The sequence below is a fragment of the Pseudovibrio sp. W74 genome (assembly GCF_001623085.1).
Classification (GTDB): domain Bacteria; phylum Pseudomonadota; class Alphaproteobacteria; order Rhizobiales; family Stappiaceae; genus Pseudovibrio.
The window spans coordinates 111,154-122,190 of sequence record NZ_LMCJ01000001.1; the positions used below are offsets into that span (position 1 = coordinate 111,154).

General features: G+C 49.7%; 12 protein-coding genes. 4 read left to right on the forward strand and 8 right to left on the reverse strand.

All coding sequences use genetic code 11. From position 1 onward, the window contains the following. Positions 1 to 54: 54 nt before the first annotated feature. Positions 55 to 810, reverse strand: coding sequence for a class II glutamine amidotransferase (locus PsW74_RS00535; RefSeq protein ID WP_057462061.1), 756 nt, complete (start codon positions 808 to 810; stop codon positions 55 to 57). Positions 811 to 1,534: 724 nt separating this feature from the next. On the opposite strand from PsW74_RS00535, the gene rpsU reads away from it, so the two are divergent. Together rpsU and PsW74_RS00545 are read left to right on the forward strand one after the other, a co-directional pair. After that, positions 1,535 to 1,759 carry a 30S ribosomal protein S21 gene (rpsU, locus tag PsW74_RS00540; protein ID WP_057462062.1) on the forward strand — a complete coding sequence of 75 codons (225 nt, stop codon included), beginning with the start codon at positions 1,535 to 1,537 and terminating at the stop codon, positions 1,757 to 1,759. Between the two features lie 197 nt (positions 1,760 to 1,956). Next, on the forward strand, positions 1,957 to 2,817 hold the full coding sequence (locus tag PsW74_RS00545) for a tetratricopeptide repeat protein (RefSeq protein WP_063290249.1): 861 nt from the start codon (positions 1,957 to 1,959) through the stop codon (positions 2,815 to 2,817). A gap of 45 nt (positions 2,818 to 2,862) precedes the next feature. Here PsW74_RS00545 and PsW74_RS00550 read toward each other — a convergent pair whose 3' ends face one another. The 6 genes from PsW74_RS00550 to PsW74_RS00575 all read right to left on the reverse strand — a co-directional run bounded on the left by PsW74_RS00550 (position 2,863) and on the right by PsW74_RS00575 (position 8,498). Then, positions 2,863 to 3,771 (reverse strand): alpha/beta hydrolase, encoded by a 909-nt coding sequence (locus PsW74_RS00550; protein WP_063290250.1) that lies wholly within the window; start codon positions 3,769 to 3,771, stop codon positions 2,863 to 2,865. Positions 3,772 to 3,797: 26 nt separating this feature from the next. Then, positions 3,798 to 4,568, reverse strand: coding sequence for an acetoacetate decarboxylase (locus PsW74_RS00555; protein WP_063290251.1), 771 nt, complete (start codon positions 4,566 to 4,568; stop codon positions 3,798 to 3,800). Positions 4,569 to 4,708: 140 nt separating this feature from the next. After that, complete coding sequence (locus tag PsW74_RS00560; RefSeq protein WP_063290252.1) at positions 4,709 to 6,022, reverse strand: hypothetical protein; 1,314 nt, start codon at positions 6,020 to 6,022, stop codon at positions 4,709 to 4,711. Between the two features lie 157 nt (positions 6,023 to 6,179). Continuing rightward, a complete protein-coding gene (locus tag PsW74_RS00565; protein WP_208980563.1) occupies positions 6,180 to 6,464 on the reverse strand; it encodes an aa3-type cytochrome c oxidase subunit IV in 285 nt (94 codons plus the stop codon). Between the two features lie 136 nt (positions 6,465 to 6,600). Next, positions 6,601 to 7,971, reverse strand: a complete 1,371-nt coding sequence (locus PsW74_RS00570; protein ID WP_063290253.1) for an AarF/ABC1/UbiB kinase family protein — start codon at positions 7,969 to 7,971, stop codon at positions 6,601 to 6,603. Positions 7,972 to 8,084: 113 nt separating this feature from the next. Then, a complete protein-coding gene (locus PsW74_RS00575) occupies positions 8,085 to 8,498 on the reverse strand; it encodes a DUF3224 domain-containing protein (RefSeq protein ID WP_063290254.1) in 414 nt (137 codons plus the stop codon). Between the two features lie 89 nt (positions 8,499 to 8,587). Here PsW74_RS00575 and PsW74_RS00580 point away from each other — a divergent pair, with 89 nt between their 5' ends. Continuing rightward, positions 8,588 to 9,394, forward strand: a complete 807-nt coding sequence (locus PsW74_RS00580) for an AraC family transcriptional regulator (protein WP_063290255.1) — start codon at positions 8,588 to 8,590, stop codon at positions 9,392 to 9,394. A 141-nt stretch (positions 9,395 to 9,535) separates the two neighbouring features. Then, positions 9,536 to 10,426 carry a YopJ/AvrA family T3SS effector serine/threonine acetyltransferase gene (locus PsW74_RS00585; protein ID WP_063290256.1) on the forward strand — a complete coding sequence of 297 codons (891 nt, stop codon included), beginning with the start codon at positions 9,536 to 9,538 and terminating at the stop codon, positions 10,424 to 10,426. A 53-nt stretch (positions 10,427 to 10,479) separates the two neighbouring features. Here PsW74_RS00585 and PsW74_RS29200 read toward each other — a convergent pair. Next, positions 10,480 to 11,037, reverse strand: a 558-nt coding sequence (locus PsW74_RS29200) for a DUF3445 domain-containing protein (RefSeq protein WP_208987764.1), incomplete at its 5' end; no start/stop codon positions are given.

Sequence of the window (11,037 nt, forward strand, 5' to 3'; positions counted from 1 at the left end):
CGACAAAGTCCCAGTGGCTTCTTGCCTAAGCAATACCGCTAGTGAAAATGTCGATTACGCTACTTTGCAAAACTCTTCAGGAATGTCCAGAGGAATAAAGCAAGGCGCATTATCACCGCCATAGACCATGATGTGTCCGCAAGGCACTTCATACCAACCTTGCCCGCCCTTTTCCAAAGGCTCAGAGACAACACTCAAGTTGCTGTTATGTAAGCGGTAATACAGGCTTGGAACAATCTTATCACTAGAGCAACGCACAGCATAAAGGCGCTCACCATCAGTCAAGGCCATCGCTACACGCAATGGAGCAATGACATCATTGCAACGCATAATCTCAAGTGTTTTCGTGAACACCTGTTGCACGGCCCCCACAGGATCAACATCCAGACCATGACTTAACATGGCAAGAAACAGCGCTTCACTGTCCGTTGTACCCTGCCGGTAACGATAAAAGTCGTCGCTGATCAAACTCTCAATCTGGCGGCGGATATCATCATACCCTCCAATCTGTCCGTTATGCATGAACATCCATTTGCCGACAGCAAACGGATGGCAGTTTGAACGAGAGGTCGCAGTGCCCGTAGATGCGCGCACATGAGCAAAGAACAAAGAGGACTTGAGGTGCTTGGTAATACTCAGAAGGTTCTCATCACCCCACGCAGGTTGCGTATCACGATAAAGTCCCGGCTCTGATTTGTGACCGTACCAACCAATCCCAAAGCCGTCACCATTAGTGTTTACCTTGGCTTCCGCACAATGCAAGCTCTGCGCAATCAAAGAATGATTGGGCATTGAAATCAGCTCTTCCATGAAAATGGGAGCTCCACGGTACGCAAGCCAGCGGCACATTACATTATTCTTTCTTCTGGTCGATTACCCAAATGAGGTCACTAGAGTATGCATGATCCATCACCACGTATAAACCCCTTCCCTATAACTAGAGCAACGAGTTTTCTCAGGGATCGTTCCGTGGATCTAAAGAGAGCCCTCCACTCACAGCTCTCGCGAGTAGGATGGCCTCTCTCGACTCAGTTTCGAAGTCGGACATGACGAACGACGTTTGAAGCAAATTCCATTCAAATTTCCACCTCGATTTCCACTGTTCAGAAAAGCTCCTGTGACTTTTTTCAGCGGCAAAAGAGGGACTCAACCATACGCAATCAAGGGTTGTATTTTTTCAAAATAATTTTACAGATGAAGTTACGATGCATTTTGAAAGCATTTTTTACTTATCTTTTACTTCACACACGAGCGTGCCAATGCGCCATTTTGAAGAAAATGAGCAAACGCTGCTGAGATTGCCTTGTCCCACAAGAGGTATTCCCCCCTTTCCCATCTATAAATTAACATAGATTCTCAAGTAAGGAGGTAGACAGCCCCCACGCAGTCTGTTAGTTACCCCGTCAAGAAGCGACGCATCAGCGGCGACGGAGTTCTTGTGACCCGTGCATATGCGCTAAGTGTTGCTATCAATCATTTCATCTATGTCGTTCTGGATACGTAATCCAGAATGCTCGAAGGTAAGGATAAACGCGTGCAGGTTCTCGTTCGCGATAATAACGTCGATCAGGCGCTTAAAGCGCTTAAGAAAAAGATGCAGCGTGAAGGCATCTTCCGTGAAATGAAGCTTCGTGGCCACTACGAAAAGCCATCTGAAAAGAAGGCTCGCGAAAAGGCAGAAGCAATCCGCCGCACTCGCAAACTGGCTCGCAAGCGCGCTCAGCGTGAAGGCCTGTTGGTCGGCAAAGGTCGTCGTTAATCCGGCGGCACTCGGGACATCACACAGCTAAGGCTCAACTATGTTTGACGAAAAGCGTGTGAGCGGACCGAAGCTAGAATTCAGAACGGACTAACCGGTAAACCGGTTGGTCCGTTTGTTGTTTTTGCTGGTTCATTTGACCTTTTTTTGCCACACTAAAGTGTAGGCTACCGTGTCATTGCAAGGACTCTTTAAGAATGGGGCACATTCTCGTGAACAATAAACTGGCTAAAGGCATCTGTGTGTGTCTGCTCGCACTTGGCGTTGCAGCATGCCAATCCAACTCATCTGGCCTTGTTTATCAGAATGTGCCCATCGACAAAGCTGTTGGCTCTTCCTCCAACATCGATAGTCTGAGTGCCGTTGTTGACGCAAATCCAACCGATGCCGACGCCTACAACAAGCGCGGCATTGCATACGCAAAAGCTGGGCGCCTTGATCAAGCTATTGAGGACTTCAACAAATCTCTTCAGCTGAGACCCAACTCTTATCAGGCCTACGCAAACCGAGCTTTAGTAGAACGCCGCAAGGGCAACACGTCTCAGGCAGTTCAGGATTACAGCTCAGCACTTTCTATCAAACCAGATTACGTGAAGGCCCTGAACGGACGCGGCAATACCTACCGCTCTATCGGTCAGAATACAGCAGCGCTTCGTGATTACAACGAAGTCATTCGTTTGAACTCCGGCGATGCGCAGGCCTATCACAACCGCGGCCTCATCTATCAGGCACAAGGTCTGCAAGAAGCAGCTCTTAATGACTTTTCATCGGCTGTTGGTTTGAACTCTCGCGCATACTCACCTCTGATCGCGCGCGGTGTAACGTACCTTTCTCTGAGCGATCCAAAATCTGCACTCAAAGACTTCAATGCCGCAATTGCGCTTAACGGCAAGTCCGCATCTGCTTGGGCGAACCGTGGCCGCGCCGAAGAAGCGCTGGGTCAGATTACAGAAGCACGCCAGTCCTACAGCAGAGCACTGCAGATTTCTTCGACAAACCAGATTGCGAAGGAAGGCTCTCAGCGCCTGTCAGCATCTTCAGGCGTTCCGCAAGCTTAAGCTCGCAAACATATCACTTCTAAAGGCCGGGCTCTCCGGCCTTTTTTATTGCCTTGTTGCCGAAGATATCGACAGCATCCAGTTAATCTCATCACGCCAGTCAATCATGCGAATGGGCGTCCCGTGAGAACCCGTTTCGAATAGCCGAAAACGCACCGGATACCGCTGGGTTTTGCCAATGGCTGCCTTAAACAACTGATATTGCTTCTCCCAGCTGTAAACCCTGTCAGCACTACCGTGGCCAAACACAATCGGCACGCCTGCCTTATAGGCTTCACTCGTCAACAATCGTCGATCCGTCGCTCCGCCCAATAAAATGAGGCCGGACAGCGGCCCAGCAACACCAGCCTGATCCGCAAGTCCATAACAAACCTGCGAACCCATGGAGCCACAGGCCACAATCACCTTGGCCTGCGGTGCTTCTTTCCGGTATCGCGCAATCAGCTCGCGAATTTCCTGAGTGCCTCTGGGGCTTTCAATCTTCACATCAGGAGACAAATAAACGCCATTGTTCCGCACCATCAGGTTTTTCAGGCGATTGAAGTTACCGCCAAACGTCCAATCAGCATTCCCCTGCTTTCGGTTGCCCCCCTTACCATGCAGATAAAGCAGCAACAGCTTGGTGTCGGCGTCAGGTTTCCCAACTCGGATATGCTTACGCTTGTTACCCGCAAGCACAACTGAGCGCTCCCGCACATACCAGGTAGGCCTGCTGGAAACATATCTCCCTTCAACCCGTCGCTCTGGTATTTCATCCCGATCCCGCAAATCACGCTGGATCTGATAGTCAAGCCGCAGGAACGCCCCGTCCATCGCCTGATCCAGAACCCGCGGATAAGCAAACAGCTCGTCTTTATAAGGCTTCAACTCAAATCCGGTGGCCTGCGAGACCAGCAGAGCTGACATGAATAAGCTGCCAATCAAATACCCAAGGATCCTAAAGTTGCCTCGCATGCAGCACCTCCGAAATAGCGCATCACTTAAGGCTTCAGGTAATCATACATAACCCGGCCATAAGGTAGCGTGAGGTCCGTAATAAAATGAACACCGCCGAGTGATTTAAGCATTGGCAGTTCGGCCACTGGCGCATTGGCATGATGGAATAATTGCAAGCTCGCCGGACCAGACCACGCGCCCTTCACCGTCACATCAGACGCCTCATAAGCGACCAGCTGAGCGATGGCCAAAGAACCGTCAACGTCTGGAATAAGTTTCAGATTCACCTGAGTTTTCTGAAGCTTCTTGAGGATCGCATCGGGGTGACACTGCGTGCCATGCTCAACATCATAAAGTAAGTGCTGGTACTTGTACCCCATGGTCGCAATAGCAATCGTCACATCGTCAAAAACCAAATGGCCGGTCAATGTTGCTCCCGATATACTCAGCTCAGGATGGCCTAGCTTTTTCGGAAAACCCCAGATCTCACGCCCACCAAAAATCGGCGGAGTATCATCAAGAAACATTTGCTGAGTGAAGTTCACAGGGTGATCCCCAAACTTGGCTGGAATCACGATGCCAGACTCGGTGTAGTCTCCAAATCCAGCAGAATCGGGCATACGGATCACTTCAAACATCACCGTGTTGGAACCATCCGGCTCCAAAGGCTCAGGCAAAGCTTCACGAATAGCGTCAGGGTCACTTTCATAGGAGACCACAAAAAACTCGCGGTCGATAAACCTGTATGGCCCCTTGGGATAAGCAGGAGAAGCAATCGGCATAGAAGCCTGTTCAAGAATATCGGCAATTTTCATGGACCACCTCGATCATGAAAGAGTGTGAACCGCGGCCAAATCACAGCCAGCGCGCTCTCACCATAAGCACCGATATTTTGGATGTTGCCCCTTGGGTTTTGGGGTGACACTTTCAGAGCTCACCCCAAACACTTTTTTAATCAGCTTGTTACGTCAATTTCTTTGAAAGTAGCCAGTGGCGCTTTTTCGCGGATAACCCAGTTCAACGCACCAAGCTCCGCTTTTAACGTCGGATGAACCAGTCCCAACACGCGCAGTTCACTCGCTCCAGTGCCCGCATGGGTTTGATTGACACGGCTTGCGATATTGAGTGTGGTCGTTGATTGATCAACACTCCAACCAACACGGTCACCAGCAACAAAGGCAACTTTACGCCCGGTTCTGGTCGTACCAATCGGAATACCCTCAAACAACTCAACAGAAGCAAGACGCTCTGTATCAATATGATAATCAGCGATCATCATCAGACCCAACAGATAATAATATCCCGCCTCTTGAGAAAGCCCCTGCCGGCTCGCCTGATCAACCAGATCACTTCGCCCACGAACACCTTTCAACGAGTTTAGGCTTGCAACAAAAATCATCTTTTCACCGCGCGTCATAGACCTAGCGCTCAGGAAGGCTCGTGTACTGCTCTGGCGAATGGCCATCTCACCAAGCATCTCGCGCATCGTCTCATCAGCAACGGTAGGGCTGGCCTTGAGAGCTTCACTGAAGTTGGTTGTCGCCAGAACTCCACTAACCGCCGTCCCAACACCGCCCGGAATAAACACAGTTGCAAGATTGGTCAGGCGATTGGAAGTCGCATAGGCCCAGGCAGCCTTATCAAGCGCGTCAGAGAGTGGAGGAAACGTCGTGTAAGGGTCTACATTCGCTGCAACAGCAATATAGCGCCGGGCTCTATCTCGCCCTACTACAGCCGCTGCAACACTCTCAACCGCAGAAGACTTCTTACCACTTTCTTTGGAAGGAGCAGTCGCTCCGGAATTCCCGGTAATGGTGTTCACAGTCCCATTCAGCAACAGGCCGACGCCATCAGCAGTGGAACTCAGTGTCTCTTTGGGAGAGGTTACAAGACTGCCGAGAAATGTCAGAGGCTTGGCAACGGCAGTCACAACGCCCTCACCCGCTTGAGAAACCGTATCCAGTTCTTGAATACCCTTCAGCGCATGAAGTTCATTGATGCGCTTTTTCAATGTCGCCGTACCACGCACCTTATAAGTCTTGCCATGAACCCTGAGGCTGTAAACAAGCAATGTCCCATTCCGCAACACCGGCGGCACGATCTCGTAGTTGCTACCACGCGCAGCAACGCCTTCTTCCTTCAGGATCTGGGAGAAACCAAGATCAGTCGAGGCAGAATGAGATGGCGATGAGACAACTGCAACCACGATAAAGATTGCAAGCAGCAAGGAACAGCGCAGAAGAACGCGAACAGTTTGCGCAGTAGACATATGATACCCGAACTCAGAACAACTCTTACTAAAGGCTCTATTCTTCAATAATGATCAGAAAAGGGCAGCGCCTCTGGCAAATTTCGGGGTTGAAACGAAAAATCGCAGAAGCACGCTGCTCCTGCGATTCTCAAAACCTTTGAAACCTGAAGGTTTCTTAGATTGTCAGCACAGCTGTTACCACACAAGCAAGCAGGAATACGATTCCCGGTACAACGTGCGACCTGTCACCAGACGCCATGCCAACGCCAACTGCAATCACTGTTGCGATTGTAGTGATGCTTGCCCAAACCGTCCCGGCAGTACCACCAAATCCAATCATTGCAATAACGAGTACAAATGTGAGAGCTGCAAGAATTCCAACCTTTGAGAAGTTGATAAAGTTCTTGTAGGTCTTCTCGTGTTCCTCATAGTCCATAACAGACGCGCTCCCGTCAGCCATGCTTCCCCCTCGAAACAAGTAGTTTTCCTGATACGAGTCTTTAACATCACATGGTCCAGTGACGCAACTTCCCTAAAGAACCGCTCTGGAAATAACCTAGGTGCCGGGGATAATTCCAACGGCCTGAGTATGTGCCTCAATCTTCGCCAGTCAAACCACATAAGTCCAGTTGGTGCTTTTGATGGGAACTCAACGCATCCAGCTCAAACCCATCAATCTGCTCATTAAACAGTTGATGGAAGTTAAGCTCAGCTCGTAAGTGAAGGAATACAGATCCAAGCCCAATAGCCGCCCTGTCCATAAAAACAAAGTAACGAGGTATTTTCACCGGCCCCAGTTCTTTAAGGGACTGATGCACACGAAACGCCTCTTGCCGCCCATAAGCCGCTGGAGAAACACCATCGGCAATCGAGCGCACTCTATCGCTGAGCAACGGGCCAAAAATAAAACTCGCCCAGATATTCAAAGTCTCAATAAGCTCAGTCGTCAGCCCATCAAAACCCCATGTCTCATAAGCAGCAACCACACGGTCCTGATCATCTTCAAGCAGACCGTGATACAGATCCACCACGCCTTGCACAAAATCTGGTGGGAAGATGCGCACGCATCCGTAATCCAGCAAATTCACACCAGCCGGCTCTCCGCCATCCTCAAAGATCGTGTAGTTTCCAAGATGGGGATCGCCATGGATCACACCATAATGCGCAAACGGGTGCCACCATGCCTTGAACATCACTTGCGCAATCTTGTTGCGCGCTTCCAGCTTCTCCTGTCGGTAAGCCAGCAGCGGACGTCCTTCAAGCCAGCTCATGGAAAGCAACCGCCGTGTTGACAAATCTTCAAACACTTCTGGAATCTGGATCTGCTCATCTGCAGCAAAAACATTGGCATAGAGCTTTGAATGCCGCGCTTCCCGTCGATAATCCAACTCTTCCCGCAGTCGGTCGCCAACTTCCTTCGCAATTTCTGAAGTCTCGATCGCTGGCCTGAAACGTCGATGCAGAGCAAGCAGCATGTCGAATTGGTTCAAATCAGCTTCAACCGCACTATCCATATCCGGATATTGCAGCTTACAGGCCAACATCGCCCCATCCTGATCATACGCTCTGTGCACCTGACCAAGAGAAGCCGCTGCTGCAGGCTCCTTTTCAAACTTATCAAACTTGCCTTGCCAGCCCGGGCCAAGCTCTGCCCGCATGCGTCGCTTAACAAAAGCCCACCCCATGGGAGGTGCGTTTGCCTGAAGGCTCGCCAGTTCTGCTGCATATTCAGGAGGCACAGCATCAGGAATCGTTGAAAGAAGCTGCGCCACTTTCATCAACGGCCCTTTGAGTTCGCCAAGGGATTCTGCGATAGAAGCTGCATTCTTCGCAGGGTCTTGATCCCAGCCAAACAGCTTACCAGCTGCAAGCTTGGCTGCAATGCCACTCATATTTCCACCAACCTTGGCATAGCGGCCAAGGCGGGCGGTCATTCTGTTTGCTTCCCGGTCACGAGATGAAGGCATATGGGGTTCCTGCGTCTCACACTCTTATTGAAATATATAGTGCACTGCAAAACCTAGCAGAAAACGCAGAGAACCCAAGGGCACTTTTGGAGATTACCTAATCACATCTTTGCTCAGGCTTGCTCAACACTCTCCACAAACTCCAGCTCAAGCCTGCACTCAACGGCGTTACCATGAGAGGTAACAAACTCCCCCCGACCAGAAACGCCTTTAAATCCCCCAGTCCCGGAACCGGGCACCACAATCATCGAAGAGCGAACAGTCTGCGCATCAAACACCCCGTGCTCCTCAACGAGGAACGTGCCCTCACGCGAACCGTATCGACCGGAGACCTGTGTGTACCCCGAGTATTTGCCGTCTTTTTCAGTTACATAGGCCAGAAGGTAAAACATATTCACTTGCCCAACAATTTCTCCGCTGACGGGTCCATGAGCACGAACCGACACGACCTTACTCGTCTTGGAAAGTTCTTTTGCAGTCTCTTCCTTCCATTCTTCAACTTTGTAGGTGCATTTAATCTTTGCCATGTTCAGCTCCTTGCATTGAGAGCCGAATACGTACTGCGTCAAAATCAGAAGGGCTTGTAAAAGCGCGACAGCTGCTATCTTTTACGCCTATGCCAAATCAGGATGACACCTCAAATCAGATCAGCGGCCTGCTAAACCAGCAACGCAGTCTCCAGCACTTCAACCTGGACTGGCTCACCCCAGCTGAACCATTGCAAGATGCCATCGAATTCTATTGGCTGATCACATGGGACCTGCGAGATAAACCTCCTTATGAGCAAGCTAATCTTCCCCACCCATCCCAACACATTGTCATCGACACCTTGCAGACCACAGGCGTATTTGGAATCAACACAGGCGTATTCCATTATTCCTTGCAGCAGAAAGGCCGCGTGTTTGGCGTAAAGTTTCGTCCAGGAGCCTTTGCAGATTTTTTCCGATACAATCCCTCTTTAATCCTCAACACCTACGAGAACATCGAGCCGTTTCTCAACATTTCCGAACAAAAACTAGTTTCACAGCTAAAATCAGCAGATGAACCAGCCGCATTCGCTGTTCAGATGGACAACCTCCTGATTTCACATAAGCATCCCCTGACATCTAAAGCGAAGGATGCCCGTGCACTCGTAGACCTCATCTCGACAACAGACGAAATTAACAATCTGAAAGATCTTTCCAGGTTCTCAGGTTTCCAGCCAAGAACAATCCAACGCCTCTTCCAAAGCCACGTCGGCGTTCATCCCAAATGGGTGATCGAACGTTACCGCATGCTGGCTGCTGTTGACGCTATCAACAATGGGCAAGACCTCAACCTGACAGATCTGGCCCACTCCCTCGGCTACTACGACCACGCCCACTTCAGCAACGCCTTCAAGAAACTGACAGGCCACGCACCAAGCCAATACTTAACAACCTAAGTCTTCCTTTAGAGAGTGAGATTCTTCTCTGATGTGCTGAATAAGACTGCGTATCTCCTAAGACCCGTCACACTAATGCAAATCAAAGGTTGTCCTTTTGCAAGCGGGCTACCTGATTAATCAGTTTTAGGAGGAAGAAGAATGCTAAATCAGATTGGTAGCAGTCAAACACACGCTATTCCGGCAGGGCAGCAGCATACCAACACGATACCTGATGATCGAAAAAGTCAGATCGAAACGTATCTGCATACGATTCACGAGCATTTGGAGAATGGAAAGCAACTCCCATCTCAGTCATCAGCACCAACTGACAAAAAATTCATGAATGAACTTGTCGAGATTGCGAACGGAAAAAAAGAAGGCCTGAACGCCAAGTTTTGCTCGCATCCAGCTGAAATGGCACAATCAGTCAAAGAAATGGTCGCAAACGACCAAAGCTCTGCACGCTTCATTGTCAATATGGGTGGCGGTATCCACTTTGCTGCGTTTGATTTTTCAATGATTGATGGAAAGCCGTCTGTAATCGGCGTGGAACCGGCAACCATGAACTCTATGGGGCCTGCTATGCTGGCAATCCAAACAAAGTCAGCATTCGACACTCACTGCCCAGATGTAAAATGCGTCATGATTGAAAGCGATTTGCAACGAAGTAACGGCGAATGCGGAATCTTTAGTTTGGCAATCGCTAAAAAAATGCTCAAAGAAGGCGAGAATTTCCAAATGCTTCATGAGAAAAATCTTGCCGGAGCACTGCCTCAAAATAGTTTTGGAATTGTCGAGGCAAAAGATTCAGACGCATTACTACCTCCACTTCTGATGAAACATGCTCAATCTGAAAAGCGCTTGGACCGATACATAACTGCGCATCCTGAGACCACTGATTTACAGGTCAACAAAAAGGGCGAAACTCTAAAGGAACGGCAAGTAAGACACGTGGTCGACGTCAAAGTAGACGATAAAACCCTCCATTACAGTAACTCTATCGAACACAAAAGAGAGACTGAGATCCGAGCTTTGTTTGACAAAGTTTAAATGGAGTTGTCCGGTTTCAATATTGATCGGACAACCACTTCTCCTCTACCAGTTTAAACGCGTTCTTCAGCAACCATATCAAGCGCTTGTGCGATAGTTGATGCATGCGCTTTGATGCCTTTGTAGTCCAACTGTTCTTCGGTCAGCCCAAGCAACTGTGTCTTTAAAGCTTGGGCCAGCTGACCACCATCCGGATGCTTTAGCAGGCTATGAATGGGATCGTGGTGAACCCTGATGGTGAAAAGGACATCGCCACTTTTCGGCAGGCGTCTCAATGTCTGCTTCTCGACGCGCACATAGAGTTGTTCAAATGCCAGATCGGGCTCGCAGAGAACTTCATCGCGCAAACCTGAAACCGGATGGTGTAGCTCCGTGTCCGTATACAGAGACCAGTTCAGCCGCCAAACTGGCTTATCTTCCTCCAACCTTTCAAAAATCCGCTGAACCATGAGCCCCATGCGGTGCCCATTGAAATCCGGTACCCCTTCATGGATCGCACTCATAGAGCCGCCAAACTTTTCCACCAATGACCAACTGGAAGGAAAACACAGGCTCGCGGCGACAAGCCTATACTCGTCATCGCCTCTACGCATCAGCACCAGATCTTCCTG